Here is a 22,795-nt window from a genome sequence, read left to right on the forward strand (position 1 = left end):
CACTTCAGCTCCTTTTCTTTTATAATAAATAATTATGATCAAAAATAATTTCTATTTCATCAATTGAATATTTTTCCATAATTTTTTGTTGTAAAACCTGCGCTAAGAATTCATCTGTATATGGAAAATTTTTAGGAATAACTACATCAAAAGCAATCTTTTCGGCTTCAAAGCGTAAATCATGCATTTTTAAACGATCATCAATAGTTTTCAACTCATTTTTGATGAAGCTTCTTAGCTGTTCGTGGGTTTGATCATATAAGGGCACAGGATCTAAATGACAAACCATTTCAAGGCCCATTTCTTCTTTAAAAGTCCGTTCTATTTCATCAATCACATCATGCGCTTGGTTAAGTGTCCAGGTCTCATCAATCTCAATATGCACTGAGGCAAAGCGATTTTTCGGTCCATAGGAATGCACCAATAAATCATGGTACCCGACGATATCCTTAAAACGACCGAAGATTTGTGCGATTTTCTTTAACTCTTCTTGTTTAGGGCGCATTCCAAGCAAAATATCCATAAATTCTTTTAACAATTGATAGCCACTAAATAGGATATATATGGCTAAGCCAAAACCGAAGTAGCCATCGACCCGCCAACCGGTTACTTGTTCAATTCCTGCCGATAACAATACAATAAAAGTTGTTAAGACATCATTTAAGCTATCTTGACCAGTAGCAATTAGCGTATTTGATTGAATTTTTTTACCAAAATATCGATACATTTTCGCTTGAAAAATTTTAATTAAAATAGATAATACCAAGATAATAAAAATAATTGGTGAGATTTGAATCGATTCTGGATGCAATATTCTTTGAAATGAGCTCTCCAAAAACTTGAAACCCACAAAGATAATCATTAATGAAACAATTAGTCCACTAACATATTCAAATCGTTCATGCCCATATGGATGCTCCTGATCAGCAGGCTTACTAGCTATTTTAAATCCTAATAAAGTTAGAATTGATGAAGCAGTATCGGCTAAGCTATTCATTGCATCAGCCATAATTGAGACAGAATGCGAAAGAAGACCGATAAATAATTTAGCGACAAAAAGGATTAAATTGCTGACTAAGCCTAAAAGGCCTGCTAAGCTACCAATTTGACTGCGTTCATCATGAAATTGATCATTTGAAAACATAAATCCACCTTCAATAATAAAAATTGTTCTGCGAATACCTATTTATTGACTTCAGTTAATCTCAAGGATTAGTCGGTAGGGTTATTCCGAATAAACAGTGAGAGTAATCCGGTGACTAATAAGATGCTTGCGGAAATAAAGTAGGGTAAGTGCTGACTCAAATCAAAAAAATAGCCCGCACAGACAGGACCGACAATATTACCAAAACTTGTAAAAGTTGAATTTAATCCATTTACCGCCCCTTGATTGCCACCAGCCTTTTTAGATAAATACGTTGTTACAGCCGGTCTAAACAAATCAAAGGCTAGAAAAACAACAAAGGTAGATAGGATAAACACAAGATTATTTTTAGTAAAAGCAATTACAAAGATAAATATTGCACTTGCAAAAAAGCTTGCTTGTATTAAGCCAATTTCGCCAATTTTTCTAACGATGAAATCAAAAAGAAAGACTTGAAAAATCAAGGCTAAGGTACCACTGATGGTGATAATGAAGGCAATTTCAGCTGAGCTAAAACCAAAATTAATCGCGGTCATAATGGTATAAATTGACTCGAATGCTTGTAGTCCAAATGAAGAAATAAAAATGATTAAAAAGATAAATGGCATGCCAGGTAGACGGAAAAAATTTCGTAGCGTTAAATCAGCAGCTTGCTCCACCTTTGTCGCTAATTCTTGATTGAAATGATTGGATTCCTTTAGTATCAAGATGGTAAAGAGGCTCCCAATCAAAGCTAAGCAGCCAGCTGTAAAAAATGGAATACGATGACCAAAAGTTGCTAAAAAACCACCTAGACCCGGCCCAATAATAAAGCCCCCACTAATTGCACCAGAAACATAGCCCATCGCTTTTGGCCGTTCTTGGACACTGGTTAAATCAGCTACATAAGCTGTAACGGCTGGCATAATCAAGGCGGCTGAAATCCCACCTAAAGCACGTGAGAGATAAAAAATATACTTATCATTCGCCCAGCCAAATATAAACTCAGATAGTGCAAACAAAAGCATGCCTATCCAAATCATATTCTTTCGCCCAAATTTATCCGAACAAAGCCCAGTAACTGGCGAGGCAACAAATTGAGCAATCGAAAAAACTGAAAGCATCATCCCCATAATTGTTCCGGAAAAATGCATCTCCTCCATCAACAGTGGCATGACGGGAATAACTAATCCAACACCAGTGAAAATCAAGAAAAGATTAGCGATAGCAATAGATAACATCAAATTCTTATTTTTCAACAAAACAACTCCTTTAAATTTATCTTAATCCTATCTTACTAAATTTTGTCTAAATTGAACAGTTTTTAGCCATAACAAAAAAACAATCATAGATATCATTGAAATATTCCATCCATAATGTCAATTCCATCTATAATTGTCACTTTTTATAAAATATGATTAGAAATAATATAGCCCTTATCGTATCGATAGCGAATCTGGGTAAATTCAAAAGGACGTCCATCCTTCAAGCTCACTACCTGCTCTACTTCCAAAATAGGATCTGCTTCAACACAATCTAAGTAGGCGCAATCATAATGATCAGCCTTATCTGCACGGATCTGTCTGAACGCTGAGCCAATTTTCAGCTTTAACTCATCTGTAATATAGGAATACAATGACTGCTCCATCAACTCTTGCGTCAAATTTTTTATGACTGTAGCAGGAATAATTGTATATTCTAAACGAAAAGGCTGATTATCTAGATAACGAATACGTATAATATCGTAAATTGTACTCCCAATTTTTAAATCTAATTTTTCACATTCCTTCTCATCTGCAGCTCGAGTATCAAAAGAAATTATTTTGCTTTGAATAGTAAACAAAGATGAAAATTTCTCAGTAAAACCGGTTGAGTCATTGATATCATATTGATAAAGTACATTATTCTTGATTTTTTCGCCCTTTACAAAGGTACCGTATCCTTTTTTGGCATAAACATATCCTTTAGAAATTAAAATTTGGATTGCCTTTTGAATCGTTAAACGACTAGTATCATAATATTTTGCGAGGTCTATCTGTTTGGGTAGTTGCTCACCTGTACGAAATTCTCCATTTTTTATCCGGTCAATTAAATCATCAGCAATTTTTTGATAAATTCCCGTTTTTTTCATTGCCATGCGACCTTTCTTTACAAATTTTTTCAGTTAGCAATTTGCTTAAATAATTTGAATAAAAACATGTATGCACGAACATTTAATTTGTTAAATAACCGAAATAAATTCGATTATTTAGTCTCAAAGCTGATTGCTCTTATGCTTGCAAATCATCTTTTGAAAAATTTAGTTCTCCAACTCGATTTACTAAAAAATAATTGACTTCTTCAATCGCTTGCTGTGTCACCTTTAAACCATGATTGGTTAACTGAATCAACATACTTCTTTTATCATGGTTATTATTTTTTCGCATAATAATAGTTGGGTTCTTTGCCTCGAGGCGACCAATCAATCGAGACATTGCACTTTGACTTAATGAAATCTGTTGAATCAAGTCGGACAGTCGCATTTGTCGTTCTGGGCTCTGACTTAAAACGAATAATACGTAAAATTCATTAATGCCAATATCATATTGTCTTTGCAAAATTTTACTTAATTCATCCATCATCATTTTTTGATGGTTTATCATCGAGACCCATTTAAATAAGTAATTGGTTTCCATAATAATCCCTCTTTATTAGTTTCTTTGAACACCAGCCAATCAAAATAATTCTGAGTGTTTATAAAACACCTAAGATACACATCATAAAATTATTTTTTGTAAAATACTGTATTCCGTTTAACGTGACCCAAAAAATTTAAAAATAAATCCCTAAAAATTCGTCACCTAACTTCTAAACTAATTATACTTAGTTTTATTTAAAATTTCTAGTAATAATGAAGAATATTTATATTTTATGATAAAAAAAGCTTGTACTAATAAGATAGAATTACTTTGGAATTAAGGATTTATCTGAGATTAATAAGTATTCAAATATGACTAAACATTATTTTTACAAGTATTTAATCGTTCAATTATCGTTTGAGTTAATGCTTGTTGATTTTTAAAATTACCAGTAAAATAAAGTAGGTCATCGCTTTTTTCATCAAACACTACATACAGCGTCTCCTCCGTATGCTGAGCTTTTCTGAAAATCATCACAATAAATTGCTCTTCAATAACCTGAATTTCAATTTTTCCTTGTTTAAATAATTGTCTAAATGACTTAGCCATTTGAATTTTAGCATCGGCTTTTTGAAGCGCTTGATTTAAGGTGCAGTCATTATCCAAATATTTCTTGATTAGTTGAACTTTAAACACGGTAAACAATCGGTACTTTCTGGCTGTTTGGCTATGCTTTTCATCTACACTTTCAATATATCCCTTACTTTCCCAGTAGCGTAATTGTCTAGGGGAAACATTGGTCATCTTACTTAGCTCACTAATCCCAATTAGTAAATTATCATTGGTAAATATGTTTCTTAAATAATCACTCAAGAATACCTCTCCTATCATTGGTAAAATCACTTTTATTGTAAATCATCTCAAATTTTTGTCAACTTAGTTGACAAAAATTCGGAAATAGATTAAATTAATCAATGTCTTTCAGAAAACTTTTAGAAAAGAGTGTGAATAAAATGAAGAAAAATCAAGCCGTAGATATCTATGGTAAACCCTATAACCGTACATTAATGGTTATTGTGTTGTTAATTGGTACTTTTTGTACTGTCTTAAATCAAACGTTGTTAGCTACAGCATTCCCAACTTTAATGAAGGATTTTGATATTAGTGCTTCAACTGTTCAATGGTTAACAACAGGTTTTCTTTTAGTTAATGGGATCATGATCCCGATTAGCGCGTGGTTAATCAATACTTTTAGTTCTAGACACTTATATCTAACCTCAATGTTTATTTTTCTAATTGGGACAATTACATGCTTTATCGCACCTAATTTTCCCACATTATTAGCTGGCCGATTAATCCAAGCAACAGGTGTAGGAATTTCAATGCCTTTATTACAAAATATTATGCTTTCTATTTTTCCACCTGAAAAAAGAGGTTCAGCCATGGGGATGGCTGGAATTGTTATTGGTTTAGCGCCAGCTTTAGGCCCAACACTTTCTGGTTGGATTATCGATCATTATAGCTGGCGTGATTTATTTGGGATGGTTATTCCCATTGTCGTACTCGTTTTAGTTTTAGCCCTATTCTTAATGAAAAGTGTGATTCAGTTAACCCATCCTAAAATCGATGCTTTATCTGCACTTTTATCAACGATTGGTTTTGGTAGCTTGTTATATGGCTTTTCAAGTGTCGGTGATAAAGGCTGGACAAGCAAAGAAGTAATTATTTTCCTATTAGTTGGTGTAATCTTTATCGCTATTTTCTCATGGCGACAATTACATGTGGAAAATCCATTTCTTGAATTACGTGTATTTAAATCAAAAATTTTTACAATTGCAGCGATTTTAGCTGGCGTAACGAATATGGCGATGATTGGTGCAGAAATGGTATTACCACTTTACATCCAAAATATTCGTGGAGAAAGTGCTTTTCATTCTGGATTGATGCTGTTACCTGGTGCTTTGATTATGGGGCTAATGATGCCAATTACGGGTTCTATCTTTGATAAATTTGGAGCAAGAAAATTGGCGATTTCAGGTATGCTTATTTTAACTTCAGCAACCTTACCATTTGCCTTTTTAACAAGCAAAACTTCTGTTTTAGTGATCATTGTACTTTATGCAATTCGTATGTTTGGGATCTCAATGGTAATGATGCCGGTAACGACATCTGGTATGAACGCACTGGATAATCGTCTAATTAGCCACGGAACTGCTGTCAACAATACATTTAGACAAGTAGCCAGTTCAATTGGTACGGCTATTTTAATCAGTGTACTAACCAATGTGACTAAAGGAAATCTACCAGAAAAAGCATTATTAAAATCACAGCCATTGCTATACAGAGATCGTGCAATTGATGCGACCTTATCTGGTTACCACGCAGCCTTTTTTGTAGCGGTTATCTTTGGTTTTATCGGTTGGTTAATCACTTTCTCACTAGCTAAAAAAGAAGTCTTTCATCACGGAGGTGAAAAATAATGATTCTTTTCATTTTGATTATTAGTGTTGTTGGTTTTGCCATTTGTAACGTTTTTGCTAAAAATATTTTTCAAAAAATATTCGCCATCATACTTGGCCTAATCTTTCTTGCCTCTTTGGCTTTAATCACATTAAATGTAACCAATCATTTTGGTATGAAAAAAGAAGCTACTGTTACAACTGAAGCATTGGTTTCAAGCGCTACAAGTAAAGACTTTGATGTTTTACTATATCAACCATTAGGTAACGGAAAGGAAAAAGTCTATTTATATCGTACAAACGAAGAACAGAAAAAACCAATCGCTACTAAAACTGAACAAACTTCCTATACAGTTAAACAAACACAAACTACTCATGCAAAAGTAACAATTAAAAAATACGTCTGGGTATACAAAAATAAATTTTATGAATTATTATTTGGTATTACAGACAACAATCATGAATATATTAAACAGCATTATACCTTTGAAATTCCTAAGAGCTGGCCGGTGCTTAGTGTGAATCAAGCCAAGGCATTTGCCAAATTAATGAAAGAAAATGCGGAAAAAATGAAAAATGATGCGCAAGTATATGTCAAAGAGCAAGTAATGAACGCAATGAAAGAAAATCCGATGCTAGATGACATGCAAAAACAAACCATCATTCAAAATGCACAAAAGCAATATCAAGCTAAAATCATGCAACAATATCTTCAAGAAGTAAAACAAAACAGTTAATCAGTGTTCACTAATAAATTAATCTTGATAAAAAAAACCAGTACTCCCTTAAATAGAAGTGCTGGTTTTTTTAGAGCAGCTTATCTACTCTGTTTTTTATCCATCTGTGCTCTAATAATGGATAAAAAGAGACTATCATGAGAGATCGTTAGCGGATATTCTTGATGATCAATTAATTCAAAGCTATCAATTAATTCCACATTACGCCAAAGTGGAGCATGTTTATCTTGTAACTTTGTTTGATCAAATGAAAAATCTGCCATCTCATAATAGCTAAGATTATCTGAGAAAGAATGTTCATTTAAAGGATATACTGCATATTCTGTCAATTTTGATGTAGTATAAATCATTGAAATCACTCCCTTTCAGAAATCTTTTTCCACTCTCATAATACCATATTTTAATAAGGGTTATTAGCCCCCTAAAAATAGTATGTAAAGTATATGTATACTTTTATTGATGCTTCACTTTTACTTGATTGGTTAAACTGCCGATTCCTTCAATCGTTACAGTCAGTATTTCATTATCAGTTAACCAATCAGGAGAATCTTGACCTAAGATGACTCCTTCTGGTGTACCCGTAAAAATGATATCTCCTGGTTTTAACGTCAGATATTGTGAAAGATGGCTAATCAAGTAATCCGGTTTAAAAATCAACTGGTTGACATTAGCCTTTTGAACAACAAGGTCATTTCTTTTTAAGCAAATTTCAGCATTTTGGAGATTAAAATCTTCTTTTCTAACTGCGTAAGGTCCAATGGGTGCAAATCCATCCAAGCCTTTGCCTAAATACCACTGTGTTCGGCGCTTTTGAAGATCTCTAGCAGAAAAATCATTGCCGATGGTATAGCCCCAGATATATTCATTCGCTTCAGCCTGACTCACTTCATAAGCCGTTTTACCAACAATGATTACTAATTCAGCCTCATAATCCAATTTTTGCACACTTTTTGGGAAGTAAACCGTTTGATTATGTGCATTTAAGCTATTTGTTGTTTTGGCAAAAAATTCTGGAAATTCTTCCTCCTTACGCTTCGTTTCTATAATGTGCGAACGATAATTTAAGCCTACGCAAATAATCTTTTCGGGATTATGAATGACTGGCGCATAGGTGACCTCATCACTAGCTAAATATTTTCCTCGATAATTGGTAACGGCCTCTTTTAAAATCAGCGTCATTTCAGGTTGTTTATCCTGTAAAATAATCCAATCTTTTAATGTTTTTACCTGATCAAATGCCTTTATCGCCAATTGATCGATAGGTATAATTCTCTCTTTTTCTTGACATGCTACAATAACCTTATCTTCTTGCATTATTTGGACAAACTTCATTTTACACCCTCCAATTTATGGATAATATTTGTTTTTATTTTATGTAAAGAATATAATACTTACATACCCCTCTATCAAGCTTTTTCTGCCATCTAATTTTTTCATCCTAGAACAAATCTTCATACAAGGAGGTCATTTTATGATCGAAGCATTCTCAATTACCGTCTCTCTCTTTTTTGCTTACTCTTTTATTGGCTGGTTATGGGAAACCGTTTTTTGTTCTATTAGCGAGCATCATTTTGTTTATCGTGGTTTTTTACTTGGACCAATTACCCCAATCTACGGTTTTGGTATTTTAGGAGTTCTTTATCTAGTTACACCATATAAAAACAATCTTTTATTGTTATTTTTTATTTCCGCGATTCTAGTTAGTATTTTAGAATATTTGACTAGCTACCTATTAGAAAAATTTTTTCATCTAACCTTATGGGACTATCATCATATCCCTCTTAATATCAATGGGCGTATTGCCATCCCAGTCTCCATTTTTTGGGGAATCTGCTGTGTAATTGTAGTAAAATTCATTCAACCCCTACTTTTCAATCATGCGTTCGCTTTGTATCAACGTTTTAGTATCTTTTTGCCAGTCCTTGCTATTGCGCTAACCTCTTGTGATTTGGGCTATACTTTAGCCAATTTAGCTAGTTTTACCAAAACCATTCATTTAATTAACGAAAAACTTACCGCTAAAAAGGTGCAGCTTGGACAAGAGCTAGCCGGCTTCAAATCTTCATCTGAAAATTGGTTACAGACTTTTTTCCATGAAAATCAACAAGAATTGCCTAAACTAACTATTCAGGATAAACGATTACTACAGGCATTTCCGAATATGAAATTTAAAAATCTTCATCCAAACAATACCACTCAAGAAATCAGTAATATTTTAAAGAAGATTGGCGATTACATAAAAAACTAAGAATCCTCTTTTTCTAGCAGGCGAAATCTTTGCTCCCATATAGGTAGTTTTTGTTTAAACATTTGTTTGGATAGACTATATAATATTTTGTCTTCTGTATATTGTTCTGTGAATTCTTGTTCAGATACTAGCCCTTCATTAGTAAAACCTAAGCTTTCAGGAATCTTTCGACTACTCGTATTCGTCACATGAACAATAATATAAAAGCATTGCATAGAAAATTGTTCAATAAACAAAGACATTAAGCCAATCAAACTGCGGGTAATGATTCCTTGCCCACGTTTTTCTTGATCTAACCAATATCCAATTTCACAGCTATGATTGGTATAGTTAAAATGATGAAAATCAATGCACCCAACCATGCTTTCTTCCAAATAGATTGCAAAATAAAAAGCTTCTTTGTTTTTTGCTTGCTGTAGGCAGTATTTTAAAAATAGCTGCAAATCTTCAATATTCCTTAGTGAATCCACCCAGGTAATTTTGCCAATTAAAGTGTTTCTATTCTTCTTAATCAAATCGTATAATTCTGTTAGCACAGTATCATCAAATAATTTTAGCTGTAGCCTTTGCTGACCAATAGTTAAATCTAGCTGCCAATTTCTATCATTCATTTTAAGAGAGTCCTTCAATTGACTTAATCAAAATATACTTCCCAATTGTTAGCAAAATGTGCATCAAAACACATCTTGATTTGCTCAGCATTGACCTTTTGTTCAGCTAACGGAGGTAATTGATCGATTGAAAAATAATCACTCGCAATCGTCTCACTATTTTTTTCAAAATGACCGTCAATTAGCTCACAATCAACAAAGACTTTACATACCCCATAAATATATTCAGGAGAATTGTGTTTACTACGATCTTGAATAGCGATGATTTTCGTCGCTTTAACATTTAGCCCGGCTTCTTCTTTGACTTCTTTTATCACATTTTCCTTAACAGAGAGATTATACTCTACCCAACCGCCTGGCAAAGCCCAAGTCCCATCATTTTCTTGAACGAGCAAGATTTTATCCTCTTTGAAAATAGCAGCACGCGTATCAAGCTTTGGCGTTTGATAACCCACATTCTGACAAAATAATTGCCAAATTTCTTCAACTGGTTGTTCCGTCATTTCAGCTACCATTAAGCTGGCGATTTCTCTTATTCTTTCATATCTTTCATGATCAAAAACATCTTTACCATAATACAAACCGGCTTGGGCAATACTTTGCAATTCAGCTGCCCAATGCAACCAAGGATTATTCTTTACCATTACGCCACCTCATTTATCAACTAATTTACCTTACATTTTATCACAAAACGCTGTCAAAAAAAGGCCAAATGAAGCATTTACACGTATGCCTATTCATTGGGGAGAATCTAGTATTATTTTTATAAAAATCAATCATCCGAATAGTCAAGTTGCGTTTTACTCATCTTTGACTATTCGGATGATTTTAATTATTTATACCAGCGGATTTACAAAATATTCCCATATTTTCGTTATTCAATTTCAGCTTTAAGTGACATTCCCCCTAGTGCAATTAAATATCCCTTATCACCACTTGTAAAACAGGTAAAGCGCACTTTATTTGTATGAAGCTTGGCTAGCTGTTTAGCAGCGCTCCTTAATTGCTCAATTAAACTAGGGACCTCCTCTTTGTGGATTTCTCCTAAATAATTAATATTCAGAAAAGTTTCTTCAAAGGTAGGAATGAATGGATTGTCAACAAATTTATCAGAAGAAGTCAGATAGTCGATATGAATCCCTGCTTTTTCGTAAATTGCTTTAAAATTCTGCTCACTCTTAGAAAATAACCTTTCGTCCTCTGGTTTATCAATATGATAAGTGGTATAGATACTGCAATGAATATCCGCAAAAAGCTCTTTATAATCAACATTAGCAAACCTTCTTAGATTTTTCAGTATTTGAAAGGCAAAGACTGGAGCACCTGTTTTTTGATGGACTAGTTTTGCCAGTTGAGCAAATAACTGATTAGCCCGATCCTCGCGATTTTTAGTTGTTAAGGTAAAGCGATATTCATCAAACAGACAAGTTGTATCATAGTTAAAAAACATTCGGAAACTGTCATTTGCTAATTGAATCTCACGATAGTAATTAGATTCAGCTAATTCTATTAATCGTTGTTCATTATTGGCGGCAATCACTGAATTGACAAAGCTTGCATAAGAAGGAACGTGAGGATTTTCCTCATTTTTTTGATAATAGGCAAGCAATTGATTTTTAAAAACATGGATAGAGGCTGCATCGGCAATATGATGACTCACCAATAAATATAACTGGGCGCTTTTAAATGACTCTCGAACAAGTAAAAATTGTAGCATTTGTTTATCCGGAGATTGCTGTAATAATTGAGCATGGATTGCTTGTAGCTTTTCGTTTAATCGACATTCAGCTTCTCTAGGCTGCAAAAACGCAAGATCAATAAACGCAAGATCCTTAAGTTTAATTGGGCTATAGGCAAGCTCGACAAAACGACGATCCATGATTAGACAACGAGTCAATTGTTGATGCTTAACAAATTTATTTAAAGCAACCATTAGTTTCACATAATTAGGCTGATCAAAATTAATCACTGTTTGCAAAATACTATTAAAATTTTTTCGCAAATAAAACTCCTGACGACTGAATAATGGGAAGACTTGCACAACTTTTGGCTGCACTATCTGCTCATTTTTCCTAATAAAAATTTTATCCGCTTGTTTGGCAAGAGGTAAACTAGCGTTGATCAATTCATATAATTTTTCCTCACCTTCACCAACTAAAATTTTCTTTCCGGCATCATTAATGATTTTCCCACCTAAATCTGTCCAATCAATTGTCCAATGCTCCGCTAGTTGATCATCTTCTGGTACGATCCCCATTTTAACATTAATTAGTGTCAACAATTGTTTAAAGCTTGAATGACCGATAAATTCTTCTTCTGATAATGTTAAACCAAATTTCTCTTCTATTTCTGTCAGCAGGACAACTCCATCAACGGAATCCCCACCTGAGAGGAAAAAATCGGCAGTTTCATCGGTTAAAGGAAATTGAAGTACCGATTCCCAGATTGTTTTCAACTGATTAAAATGACTTTCTTTTTTAGCGAACTGTTGATTGGTTAAATTTTTAGTTACTTGTTCATGAAATCGCTGTTGTAAGGCTGCTCGGTCAACTTTTCCGTTTTTGTTTAGTGGAAGCTCAGCCATACTGACAATCAATTTTGGTAGAAAATACTTTTCTAAGCTGTTCTCTACGTTTTGAATAATTTGGCTATCGGCAATTTTCTTTTCCTTATCTTTCCAACTAATATAGGCAACCAGAATCTGCTTATCATGATAGGGCTCATAGCTGACTACGGCTTCTCTAATTAAAGGATTATGCTGTAAAAGTTTTTTCTCAATTTCCTCCGCCTCTACACGCACACCGTTTATCTTAAATTGATGATCTTTACGACCAATCAGGTAATATTGATTCTCCGCGTAATAACCCAAATCACCGGTCTTGTAGGCTAGCTGACCATCGATTTGCAGGATTTTTTCCTTATTTTCCTTGGGATTGTTAAGATAACCATTAAACATGCCTTTACCTGCTAGCACAAGCTCGCCTTCAGTATTCGGTTTTTCAATAATGCAGCCTTTTTCATCGAGCAAGTAGACTTTTACGCCTTGAAGTGGTGCGCCTATCGCTACAGTCTTTTCCTTTTTGTAATTTGTAACAGCAAATTTAGTCGCATAAATCGAAAACTCTGTTGGTCCATACAGATTGAATAACTCAAAATGAGGTTTTTCCTTGACATATTTTTCAGCAATTTCAACCGGGAATTTTTCACCGGCGACAAAAACAAACTTTAAAGAATGCTGCTTTGCCTTTAGCTCTTCATAAATATGACGCAAGATAGCCGGAGAAATCGCTATATGAGTAATCCTAAATTGCTCAATATAACGTGGAATTTTATTAAATTTATCACGTTCATCTTGAATGACGATTGTCCCTTCTCCAAAAAGCCAACAAAACATCTGCGTAAAAGTCACATCAAATGAATAATTGCCAGAAAATAGAAACTTATCCCCTGCGGTCATTGGAAAAGCTTCGGCCAAATCAAAAATTCGACCTAAAAAAGCTTGATCCGACAATTGACAGCCCTTAGGCATCCCCGTGGTACCAGATGTCATTAAAATACAAAAAATATTTTCTGGTAGATAAGTCACTGGCTTATCCCTATCTTTTTCAAGTTGATAAGTAAATTGTTGTAATGTTTTAAAAGGAATAAAAAGTGAGTCACCGATATCATGATGCTGTAGCTCTTTTTCTGTAATCAAAGCTTGTGGCCCAATTGTTTTGATAATATGAATAACTTTATCCTCAGGTATCTCATAGGGTAATGGTAGTAGCGCTTTTCCCGCTTTTATCAGCGCTAGCATGGTTATTAAAACCTCTTTTTTGTCTTTTAAGCGTATGGCAACAGGTAAATTGTTTGTACCCAGCATTTTTCTTAAAAAGTATGCTCTACTTTTCACAAGATTAGCTAATTCAAGATAGGTTAACGTTTCATCAATTCCTTCAATGGCTGGTTGAGCTGGCATTGTTGTTGCATATTTTTCCAAGCGCTCAATAAGCAATTGCCGTAAATTATTCATAGTGTCACTTCCTTTCAAAATTTGCCATAATTTGTTATCTGCATTTTATTATCCAATTATTTCGTTCACTTTTTTTCACAATGAATATTGGTTACATAATAACAAAAGCGTTAACTAAATACAACTATTGCTAGAAAAAATAAAAAACGGATAATCACCTAATGAATAATGGCTCTTTGTCAAATTGGACTGATGAGTTTTACAAAAGGAATAGGCAGAGATAGACAGCTATTTGCTATCTCTGCTCTTTTTGTTATTTCGATTCAATTAAACTATTCATCAGAAATAGTCTTAATTTCATGTTCACAAATGATCGAAAACCATAACTAACCCGTTTTAAAGTTTTAATATGTGTATTCTTGGCTTCTATTTTGCCGTTAGAATAAGGATAAATCAGTGCATTTCTTATTCCTTCTTCATAGTTTATTAAGTTTTGTAACTTCTCTTTCAGTACTTCATCTAGTGTATCTGGTAACGTTTTTAATATCTCAAAAAATGTATCTGGATCTTTATTATCAAAAGCTTCTAATAAATCATGGACATACTGATAGCCTAATTTGAGTTTAGGAGAAAAAGCCAATAACCGGTCAACCATCATTTCTTCTGTTAAAAGTGGAAATTTAGGTTGGCGAAAACTGCGCCAGGATTTATATTCTGTAACATCTAAGTTTGCTCTTTTCTTTAGGATATAGCGCCAATTACTTTTTAATTTTGCAGCTTGGCTTCTTTTTTTCTCTTTGATTAATCCTTTCATTTCGCGTACGCGACAGTCATTGAGTGCTTGATTGATATGTTTGACAATATGAAAGCGATCAATGATTAATTGGGCATTAGGAAAGTGACTCGCAATCAATTGCATATAACTCGCGTTCATATCTGAAACTAAAAATTGTACGTCTTCCTTATTTTTGGCGTTTTGAAAATAGTTTTTCAAATAAGGTAATTTACGAGTGGGTAAAACATCCAACAATTTCCCTGTTTCACCATCTACACAAATAAAACTCATTTTATCTTCTAAAGAAGTATGTGAGCGGAATTCATCTACTAGTAAAACTTTCGGTAAGTACAACTGTTTTGCTTTAGGCAACTGAGGTTTAAATGAGCGCAAGACACGAATAACCGTAGAAATAGAAACCTGACATTGTTTAGCGATAAAAGTAAGCGACACTTTTTCTTTTAATAAATCCATCATTTTAAATCGCACCTGCTCAGAGATAGCATGATGGGGGCGAATAAAATAGCTTTGGGCAGTCCAATAGTGTCTACACTTTTTACATACATAGCGTTGCTTATTTAAATGCATGACCATTGGTAAGTGGTTGAAAGCTTCTAAGCGTACAGTGACTGTTTTCTTGCCGTTTTTGACTACAGCGAACTTTCCATCATCATCTATCACATTGGCACCACAACATTTACAAGGTGAAGGTTGAGGGGAAAGATTCGCTTTAATGACAAGAGTCATCTGATGGTTGATTTTCTCCTGAGTAATTTCAAGAATTGTTAAATTTGGGTCTATTAATCGTAACATTTTTTTGATAGAATGATTCATATAGCATACCGTCCTCTCTTGGGTTATTTGTGGTAATTTAATCATATCAGAGAACGGTATGTTTTTTTATACCTAAAATGAAAAATTGGACTGAAGAATCGATTTTGATTCATCAGTCCAATTTATTATAGAGCCATGAATAATCATTGGTTAGTTATCCGCTTTGTTTTTCTTATTATTTTTTAGTATCTTCATCGTCCATCTTCGATTCCGACAATCCGCAAAGAAGCTTGATATATCAATACTCAATAATTAAAAACTATCTCGTGACAACGGTATGACAGCTGAAAATTAGAAAAAAATTAAATATCAAACCTCGTAAATTCATCTGCGAGTGCTTGATTGGTTTCGGGATATAGGTGTCCATATTTATCTAAGGTAGTTTTAATTGATGCATGACCTAGACGTTTCGATATCGCATAAATATTTTTATTGTGTTCAATTAAAAAGGCAACATGCGAGTGTCTAAGTCCATGTAAGTGAATTGGTTTTACTCCTGCAAATTCTGCTAATTGCTTTATTCTCCTTAAAATAGTTCTTGGAGATGGGGGTAATCCATCATAAGAAAAAACCAATTCTATATTTTCACCAATAGTTTGTTGTTCATTTTTCCATGTTTTTAAGTCTATAACAGTTTGCTTATCTAATGAAATAGTTCGTATACTTGAAGTATTTTTTGTTTCAGCAAATTCATAATCTTGTCTTGTTCGGATATAGATTGATTTGTTTATACTACATGTACCTTTAGATAAGTCAAAATCATTCCATTGTAATGCTAATAGTTCTTCACTTCTTACACCTGTAACAAAGATAAAACGCATTAATCGTTTATAAAATTCTTCATAAAAATCAGCACTATAGACACTATTATACACTTTCTTAAATTCATCTACTGTCCAAAATTCTATTTGGGGACGTCGAGATTTTATCTTCCCTATAGTGTCTACGGGATTCTCTTCAATGATTTCAAGTGCAATAGCTCGTTTAAAAACTACCCTCAGTTTATTAAATATTTGTTTGATGTAATTTTGAGATAAGGGTTGTTCAATCCCTTTATTTACGATACGGATTTGTACTAAAAACTGTTGAAATTCTTGAATATGGATCGGTCGAATCTTCTCAAGCTGCATTTTTCCAAAAAAATCTAATGCTCGTTGCAAAGTATGATTCGTTTTTACATAAGTTTTTTCTACAGTTCCTAGCTTATACCATGGAAAAAAATATTTTTGATAAAAATCATAAAAGGTTATTCCTTGTAAATAAATTCCTTGAGAATCAGAAAAATTTTGTTTTAATTCTTCCAATACTTTTTTTGCTTCACCTTGTGTTTTGAATCCTCTTCTAGTAACCTGAATTCTTTTGCCAAATTTATCGTGGCCAATAGTTGCAGAAAAAAACCATGTCCCTCTTTTCTTATCTTTATAAATATTTGCAACTCTTCTCAATTTATTATTCCTCCCAAGAAATATTGAGAACTTCTTCTAAAACGGAAACAGGAATTCTTTTTATTTTTGAATTACGATAAAACGAATATCCTCTCGCCACTAAAAGTTCTTTACATTCCTTGAATATTTTTTGAGCGTAATATCGAGAGAAACCTAGATTAACTAAATCTTGACGAGTAGCTGTTTTCATTCTATCACCTTCTATTCTTTTTTTCATTATTCAATTTCATTTGAATAGGTCAGGTAAGTTTTTTTAGTTTACAGTTAACAGTTAGAAAAATGTGCTCATATATAAATAGTTTGTTTGTAATTGAGAATCAACAAAAATACCAATTGCATCGTATTGCTCTCTCTTTTCATCGAAGGAATTAAATTTTCTAATATCATATAGTTTCCTATCTAACTCGAACAAAATATTTGTATAAATTTTACATATCGGTGTTTTCAATCCGCCACCTCCACAAAATATCTAATCTACGCTAATTGCAAATGATTCCTTGTAGTATTAATGCTACAACTATCGATTTTTGAAAAATGTTGATATACAATTAAAATAATCATTATTAATAGACTTGAGTGCATTTGGTCATGCACATTAGTCCAATTTGAACTACCGCCTCTATTCAAGACAAGCCGGCATTTACTATGAAGTATCATTATCCCTATCTATATCTTCGCAGACAAGAACACCACTCTTCCCTATTATTTAATTATTTATCGCTCATTTTCTTTTATCCTTATTCATAAATTGAATAGTATTCATTTAAACCAAATTCAGTGATTCAGCAGAAATTTCTTGGCGTAATTAAATAAAACGCTCAATAGATAGTTAACGTCTCAAGTCTATCTATTCACTTTTCAAAGAACTATATACATCTTTGAAAGAATAATCTTACATCTCACTCTATAGAGTTTTTCTTCTTTCACTCAATAGATGAATTTAGAATAAGAATAGAATAGCTATATTTATATTTTTTAAAAAAATCTTAAGAATTAATTTTTGTAATGTAAAAAAAATTCTCGTTAACATTCAAGAGTAGAACGTTAACGAGAACTTTAACATACAATTCACTACCTAATTTAACTAAATTTTTTTGGTCCATTCAAAGTTTTTAGCAAACAAATTACAGTTGAATTTTTACTACATATTTTTATTTCTCTTTTTAATTTTATCAATTTCATCTTCTAAATTTATCAATTCTTTTACCAACTTATGAACAGTTGTTCCTGGATTTTTTTTAGAACAAGGAATATTCGGATTATATTTTTTTTCTAATTTTTCAGCATTTTTTATTGCTGTTTTGGTTTTAGGATATAAAAGATCAAATACTCTAGGATCATTTTTTTCATACTTATCTATGCCATTTATTTTCAAATAACGTCTTAATTTTTCAGTGTACTGTTTCCTATCAATTGCTGACTGTAAAAATTCCATATGAAGTAAATACCACAACTCAAAAGAATCATTTGACCATCCCACACGATATCCTTTTGCCTCAGCTGAACTTATAGAGTTATCAAAATAATCTATAGGAATATCGTCCATATCAAAGATTATCCAGACATTTTCATAAATTCTGGGTTCTTTTCTAATAATATCTTCAATATCTGAAATTAATCTAAAATTACTTGAGCCTATTCCTTTTATTTCAAATTTTGGAATAGTTATCAATTCCTCATGACCTGCGTATTTTTCATTAATCATATTTGCGAATTTGCGAAAATAAATGACTTCGGTTTTTGTTCCTTCGCTTGCAATAAAATACGTTTTTGGCTCAGGTAAACGTTGACGTTCAGCTCTAGCTCTTTTTCCAATTTTTTTAGGCATCTAATTCAATACCTCCGTTCTTTTTAAACGAGGAATTGATTTATATCTACCAAGAATATAATCTTTACCATAACTTGCATCATTTCTAATTTTTTTGTTTTCTTCATCAACATAGTCTACTAGTGAATACAAAGCAGATTCACCACAGTCATTTTTATCGACAAACCAAATTTCATCACGTCGTAAATTTTCTTTGCTTAGCGTGAAAACTTCTTGTGTAGAAAATACAAGTTGGGCATTATGAGGATTTAATTTTGAATCATGAAACATGATTAAAATATATCTAATCAATAATGGATGGAGTTTTGCATCCATTTCATCAATAAATATAACTCCTCCCACAGTCATAATTCTTTTTAATTCTACATAAAGCATTAGCATTTTTCTTGTACCGCTAGATTCACTACTTAAAGAAGCCGTAACTAATTTTCCAGTTTTCGGATTTTTATGATAGGTCACTATTTTCTTACCCTCTGATTCATCAGGAAAACTAGTAGTCATCACATCAATTCCAGCAATTCCTACATCAATAGCTTGCAAAAAGTTCTCTAATAATTTTTTCTCCTTTTTATCCTCGATTAATTTAATTAATGGACTATCAGGTCGACCGTGCCCATTTTCGACTCTTCTATATTGGAAGTGCTCTCTCGCCGGATTACCATAGTCGGATACACTACTTTCCATAAACCATTGTACTACATCATTGATAGATTTTATCTTAAACTTTGACAAAACAGAAATAAATAATGTATGCTCATCTACTAATTTTAAAATATTATCTTTGCCAATTTCTTCTAACAACATTCCAGAAAAACCTTTGTCATCTCTTAAAATCAATTCATGATACTTTTCCTTTTTTTGTTTTGAATCACGTAAATATAAATATTCTTCTACAATCTTATCACGAAGAATTGAAAATCCATATTGGTAGATATTTTGATTTACTGAGAATAGTACACTGAATTCACTAGGGATACCTTCATCTTCAAACCAATTAGAAACAGAAGTGTATTGCGCTAGTCCATCTATGCTAGTAAAAGAATTTAACACCAAAAACCTCATATAGCGAAAGGCCTCAATCGCATTACTCTTTCCTGAAGCGTTAGCACCATAAATAGCAGCGATTTTTAATACCCTTTCATCCATCACATCCCTAACTACATCTGTTTCATGTTCTTTTATAGAAGCAGCAAGTAAATCTAGTGTTTGCTCCTCTTTAAAAGACTTAAAGTTTTTAAATATAAATTGATGCAACATTATCATCACCTCATGTACAGCATATCTTAATTCTATATCCAAATCAATAATTTGAGAAATTTTCTCAAATTTTAAATTGAAACTTAATATTCATTACTGACTCCTAAAAAAAAGGCCACCTAGTTATATCCCAATAAAGAGATACCTTTGGTGACGTCTACTCTATTAATATAATACGCCAATTAACATCATATTGCCATGTTTTTTGCATTTTTATCTAAAATCACACATAAATCACAATATAATTATATTCCGGATTCCGGTCAAATTATACGATTCAGCCGGAACCATAATAACTGTAGAGAGCTTTAAATAGATTGATTTTTCCACTACAAAAAAGTAAGACAGATTTTGAAAAGGAATCAAATTGCGACTGAAAGAGATAAGACAACTAATCAAGCACTTTTCGTAAATCAGTTTTACCACAAACAATGTAGACGAGACCAAGAACACTTAAGTTTAGTACCATAAGCGAACTAAAATTTTAATTCTTTGAGAGGAATCAAGTAAGGAGAAAAAGCTGTGGTCAATCAGTTCCCAGCTTACAACAACGAAATAGCTCATTATGGTTCATTTTTGATTTGTTATTTGAAGTGTTGAACGCTAGTCTCAGGAGACTCTAAAGGGACAATTGGTTGTTTCAGTTTCATAAAAAAACTCCTCTCTAATCTTATGTTTGAATACAGTATAAATAGGAGGATTAGAAAGATTCTATACACCTTACTATTGAACGCTTACCTTAGGAAACGCAGTACCTTGGAGATTTTTTCATCAAACATATTTTTTTCAATTAGCAAAAAAATGGTCTCCCTACATTATTTTAATATCTTTTTTTGCAATATAAAGCCTGTTATCAATCAGTAGTAACACTTTTATAAAATACAAATATTTATTCGTTTCTTTTGATACTGTGATATCAAAAGGAATTGTTATTTCACCGGATTTTTTTTTACTTATTTCTCCTGACTTAAGCAGAATATTGTTCTCTTCACCTCTCAATATATATATATAGTGTTTGATTGAATTATTAGTCACTCCTGTCCCTATAATTTCAACTTCTCCCGATACTTTTTCCCCATTTTTCAAGCATTCCTTAGAATTAATTGTAATAAAAATATTATTCGAAGCACACTCAGGTGCATCCTGAATAATTGCACATTTAGGACAGAACAATTGTCTTCGAACCAGTTTTTTACTATATGAATCCGTAATTTTTCTATTGATTAACTGTCGCGTACAGTAGGGACAGTTTAAGACTTCTCCAACTTCATTCTCTATCTTAAAATCAAGATTTTCAAAAATTTCTTCCTCAAAGTTTATCTTTTGTCGCAAAGCCTTCTTTTTAATTTCCTCAAAGTATTCTGCTTCCAAATAAGAAATCTCATCTAATTTTTTCCCCATTTTTTTATATATGTTTATATTTTTAGATATTTTGTTAATATTCCTCTTATTTTTTATTCTTGCTTGTTTGATTTCAAAAAGTAAAGTTTGGGCTCTATCAAATATTCTTTTAGAAAAAAATATTCCTGTAGACATTTCTAATAGAATATTATTTAATCTGTTAAAGCTGTTTTCCATTGGTATTTCTGTTACTTTCAAAAATACACTACATCTATTAAAATAACCATTGGTAAATATATCTAAATATAATTTTTCATATTCTTTTCTTAAAACTCCAAAAAGAGGTTGTTTTGTTGTGGTATATCCTGAAATCAGCATAGAAAGTTCATTTTGGACTCTATCACTGATATCAGAATCTAGTAAAATACTATAGAGACTATGCCCCTCTTGAAGTGAAATTGATATTTGTGATTCTTGTTTTGGATCCCAATGTTTTATTAAATTAAGCTTATCGTCCTTTTCAATCTTAAAATTGGGATCACCAATTAAAAACATTTCTGCTAAATCATCAATCCCTTTAATTTTACTAACTTCATCAATTTTTTTAATTATCTCATGCTGTGAGTATCCCTCTAGGTATAAACTATCATAATACATAAGTAACGTTTCATCAGCGTAACAGTAACTGCTGTAACCAGAATAAGTCAAGGCTTTTCCGTTTATAGCAGAGATTGATAAACTTTGAGGATTTGATATTGCTAAATCTGCTAACTTATTACTAAAACACCCAAATATAAAAATATCTCTCGAGTTTATTTCAGAGATTTTTATTATATCTAAATTGTGATCATGATATTGTGCATTATTAGAATTGCCCCCGATAATACCACCATTTATCCATGCCAATTCTGATCGAGTATGTCCAATATAGCAAAAGTTAGCATTCTCATCTTGTAAGGTTTTTATTAGTTCACCAATCTTCATTGTTTCAATGTAGTTTCTATCTACTGTGATACTTTCATCTACTAATCGATTAATTATGATACTTTTTAAATTTTTCATCTTGTAATAAGAAATTCTTTTTAAAGTATAGTCAAAATAATCAATATCCGACTCTAAAGGTAGTATTGACCAAAAAATTTTCCAATCTTCTCGCGAAATGTTATGTATAAATTTTGAAATCCGATTAATAATAGCAGTTGTAAAATTATTAGCTGATCCTACAAATAATATATTTCTAACTTTTTCAAAATTCAATTCCTGAAGTTTATTGAAATCATCTATAAAAATATATTCTTTTCCAGTATTGTGTGCATAAATTCTTTTAGACTCATCCAAAATATTTTCTAAATTAACAACAATTGAATTGGGTATATTCTGAAGATTTCCAATATTTACATAGTAATTTCTTTCTATAGATGAATAATTTAAATCATATTTTGTACATCTTGCTATAATATCATTGTTTCCTATAGTATTATTAATAAATAACTCTTGACCATCGTCTAGTCGAAGCATTGTCACCACCATTTTTTTTACTCTAAGCTCTTCCATAATAAACCTC

19 protein-coding genes are annotated in these 22,795 nt (G+C 32.3%); 3 read left to right on the top strand and 16 right to left on the bottom strand.

From position 1 onward, the window contains the following. Positions 1-19: 19 nt before the first annotated feature. The 5 genes from RK02_RS02810 to RK02_RS02830 form a co-directional block, all read right to left on the bottom strand. Entirely contained in the window at positions 20-1,144 is a 1,125-nt protein-coding gene (locus tag RK02_RS02810) for a cation diffusion facilitator family transporter (RefSeq protein WP_016182727.1), read from the bottom strand. A gap of 68 nt (positions 1,145-1,212) precedes the next feature. After that, positions 1,213-2,382 (bottom strand): MFS transporter, encoded by a 1,170-nt coding sequence (locus RK02_RS02815; protein WP_016182728.1) that lies wholly within the window; start codon positions 2,380-2,382, stop codon positions 1,213-1,215. A 146-nt stretch (positions 2,383-2,528) separates the two neighbouring features. Then, a complete protein-coding gene (locus RK02_RS02820; protein ID WP_018451812.1) occupies positions 2,529-3,260 on the bottom strand; it encodes a GntR family transcriptional regulator in 732 nt (243 codons plus the stop codon). Between the two features lie 133 nt (positions 3,261-3,393). After that, positions 3,394-3,798 (bottom strand): MarR family winged helix-turn-helix transcriptional regulator, encoded by a 405-nt coding sequence (locus tag RK02_RS02825; RefSeq protein WP_016182730.1) that lies wholly within the window; start codon positions 3,796-3,798, stop codon positions 3,394-3,396. Positions 3,799-4,116: 318 nt separating this feature from the next. Then, entirely contained in the window at positions 4,117-4,614 is a 498-nt protein-coding gene (locus tag RK02_RS02830; RefSeq protein ID WP_016182731.1) for a MerR family transcriptional regulator, read from the bottom strand. Between the two features lie 140 nt (positions 4,615-4,754). On the opposite strand from RK02_RS02830, the gene RK02_RS02835 reads away from it, so the two are divergent. Together RK02_RS02835 and RK02_RS02840 are read left to right on the top strand one after the other, a co-directional pair. Then, positions 4,755-6,221, top strand: a complete 1,467-nt coding sequence (locus tag RK02_RS02835) for an MDR family MFS transporter (RefSeq protein WP_016182732.1) — start codon at positions 4,755-4,757, stop codon at positions 6,219-6,221. Next, the gene (locus RK02_RS02840) at positions 6,221-6,937 is read left to right on the top strand and encodes a DUF4811 domain-containing protein (protein WP_016182733.1); all 717 of its coding nucleotides are present in this window, start codon (positions 6,221-6,223) and stop codon (positions 6,935-6,937) included. Before RK02_RS02835 ends, RK02_RS02840 begins: the two co-directional genes overlap by 1 nt. An 80-nt stretch (positions 6,938-7,017) precedes the next feature. Here RK02_RS02840 and RK02_RS02845 read toward each other — a convergent pair whose 3' ends face one another. After that, positions 7,018-7,287 (bottom strand): hypothetical protein, encoded by a 270-nt coding sequence (locus RK02_RS02845; protein ID WP_016182734.1) that lies wholly within the window; start codon positions 7,285-7,287, stop codon positions 7,018-7,020. 103 nt (positions 7,288-7,390) lie between these two features. Then, positions 7,391-8,269 (bottom strand): fumarylacetoacetate hydrolase family protein, encoded by an 879-nt coding sequence (locus RK02_RS02850; protein ID WP_016182735.1) that lies wholly within the window; start codon positions 8,267-8,269, stop codon positions 7,391-7,393. A 139-nt stretch (positions 8,270-8,408) separates the two neighbouring features. Here RK02_RS02850 and RK02_RS02855 point away from each other — a divergent pair, with 139 nt between their 5' ends. Continuing rightward, the gene (locus tag RK02_RS02855) at positions 8,409-9,185 is read left to right on the top strand and encodes a putative ABC transporter permease (RefSeq protein WP_016182736.1); all 777 of its coding nucleotides are present in this window, start codon (positions 8,409-8,411) and stop codon (positions 9,183-9,185) included. On the opposite strand, the gene RK02_RS02860 is transcribed toward RK02_RS02855, so the two are convergent. From RK02_RS02860 to RK02_RS02900, 9 genes are all read right to left on the bottom strand, one after another. Beyond that, on the bottom strand, positions 9,182-9,796 hold the full coding sequence (locus RK02_RS02860) for a GNAT family N-acetyltransferase (protein WP_016182737.1): 615 nt from the start codon (positions 9,794-9,796) through the stop codon (positions 9,182-9,184). The genes RK02_RS02855 and RK02_RS02860 overlap by 4 nt on opposite strands. Before the next feature lie 23 nt (positions 9,797-9,819). Beyond that, positions 9,820-10,440, bottom strand: a complete 621-nt coding sequence (locus tag RK02_RS02865) for an NUDIX hydrolase N-terminal domain-containing protein (protein ID WP_016182738.1) — start codon at positions 10,438-10,440, stop codon at positions 9,820-9,822. Positions 10,441-10,670: 230 nt separating this feature from the next. Continuing rightward, complete coding sequence (locus RK02_RS02870) at positions 10,671-13,811, bottom strand: non-ribosomal peptide synthetase (protein WP_016182739.1); 3,141 nt, start codon at positions 13,809-13,811, stop codon at positions 10,671-10,673. Between the two features lie 253 nt (positions 13,812-14,064). Continuing rightward, positions 14,065-15,360: an ISL3 family transposase gene (locus RK02_RS02875; protein ID WP_016182740.1), complete on the bottom strand. Its 1,296-nt coding sequence runs from the start codon at positions 15,358-15,360 to the stop codon at positions 14,065-14,067. Positions 15,361-15,662: 302 nt separating this feature from the next. Next, the gene (locus tag RK02_RS02880; protein ID WP_016182741.1) at positions 15,663-16,805 is read right to left on the bottom strand and encodes a site-specific integrase; all 1,143 of its coding nucleotides are present in this window, start codon (positions 16,803-16,805) and stop codon (positions 15,663-15,665) included. 4 nt (positions 16,806-16,809) lie between these two features. Beyond that, complete coding sequence (locus RK02_RS02885; protein WP_016182742.1) at positions 16,810-16,995, bottom strand: DUF3173 domain-containing protein; 186 nt, start codon at positions 16,993-16,995, stop codon at positions 16,810-16,812. 951 nt (positions 16,996-17,946) lie between these two features. Then, positions 17,947-18,633 carry an RloB family protein gene (locus RK02_RS02890; protein ID WP_016182743.1) on the bottom strand — a complete coding sequence of 229 codons (687 nt, stop codon included), beginning with the start codon at positions 18,631-18,633 and terminating at the stop codon, positions 17,947-17,949. Next, positions 18,634-19,890: an AAA family ATPase gene (locus tag RK02_RS02895; protein WP_016182744.1), complete on the bottom strand. Its 1,257-nt coding sequence runs from the start codon at positions 19,888-19,890 to the stop codon at positions 18,634-18,636. 810 nt (positions 19,891-20,700) lie between these two features. Beyond that, the gene (locus RK02_RS02900; RefSeq protein ID WP_016182745.1) at positions 20,701-22,785 is read right to left on the bottom strand and encodes a hypothetical protein; all 2,085 of its coding nucleotides are present in this window, start codon (positions 22,783-22,785) and stop codon (positions 20,701-20,703) included. Positions 22,786-22,795: the final 10 nt, after the last annotated feature.

This window comes from Enterococcus columbae DSM 7374 = ATCC 51263, assembly GCF_000406925.1.
GTDB lineage: Bacteria > Bacillota > Bacilli > Lactobacillales > Enterococcaceae > Enterococcus_E > Enterococcus_E columbae.

Coding starts and splice junctions, on each gene's coding strand:
- RK02_RS02810 (WP_016182727.1), bottom strand. CDS start 1,144: ATGTTTTCAAATGATCAATTTCATGATGAACGCAGTCAAATTGGTAGC.
- RK02_RS02820 (WP_018451812.1), bottom strand. CDS start 3,260: ATGGCAATGAAAAAAACGGGAATTTATCAAAAAATTGCTGATGATTTA.
- RK02_RS02825 (WP_016182730.1), bottom strand. CDS start 3,798: ATGGAAACCAATTACTTATTTAAATGGGTCTCGATGATAAACCATCAA.
- RK02_RS02835 (WP_016182732.1), top strand. CDS start 4,755: ATGAAGAAAAATCAAGCCGTAGATATCTATGGTAAACCCTATAACCGT.
- RK02_RS02840 (WP_016182733.1), top strand. CDS start 6,221: ATGATTCTTTTCATTTTGATTATTAGTGTTGTTGGTTTTGCCATTTGT.
- RK02_RS02845 (WP_016182734.1), bottom strand. CDS start 7,287: ATGATTTATACTACATCAAAATTGACAGAATATGCAGTATATCCTTTA.
- RK02_RS02850 (WP_016182735.1), bottom strand. CDS start 8,269: ATGAAGTTTGTCCAAATAATGCAAGAAGATAAGGTTATTGTAGCATGT.
- RK02_RS02855 (WP_016182736.1), top strand. CDS start 8,409: ATGATCGAAGCATTCTCAATTACCGTCTCTCTCTTTTTTGCTTACTCT.
- RK02_RS02860 (WP_016182737.1), bottom strand. CDS start 9,796: ATGAATGATAGAAATTGGCAGCTAGATTTAACTATTGGTCAGCAAAGG.
- RK02_RS02865 (WP_016182738.1), bottom strand. CDS start 10,440: ATGGTAAAGAATAATCCTTGGTTGCATTGGGCAGCTGAATTGCAAAGT.
- RK02_RS02870 (WP_016182739.1), bottom strand. CDS start 13,811: ATGAATAATTTACGGCAATTGCTTATTGAGCGCTTGGAAAAATATGCA.
- RK02_RS02875 (WP_016182740.1), bottom strand. CDS start 15,360: ATGAATCATTCTATCAAAAAAATGTTACGATTAATAGACCCAAATTTA.
- RK02_RS02885 (WP_016182742.1), bottom strand. CDS start 16,995: ATGAAAACAGCTACTCGTCAAGATTTAGTTAATCTAGGTTTCTCTCGA.
- RK02_RS02890 (WP_016182743.1), bottom strand. CDS start 18,633: ATGCCTAAAAAAATTGGAAAAAGAGCTAGAGCTGAACGTCAACGTTTA.
- RK02_RS02895 (WP_016182744.1), bottom strand. CDS start 19,890: ATGTTGCATCAATTTATATTTAAAAACTTTAAGTCTTTTAAAGAGGAG.
- RK02_RS02900 (WP_016182745.1), bottom strand. CDS start 22,785: ATGGAAGAGCTTAGAGTAAAAAAAATGGTGGTGACAATGCTTCGACTA.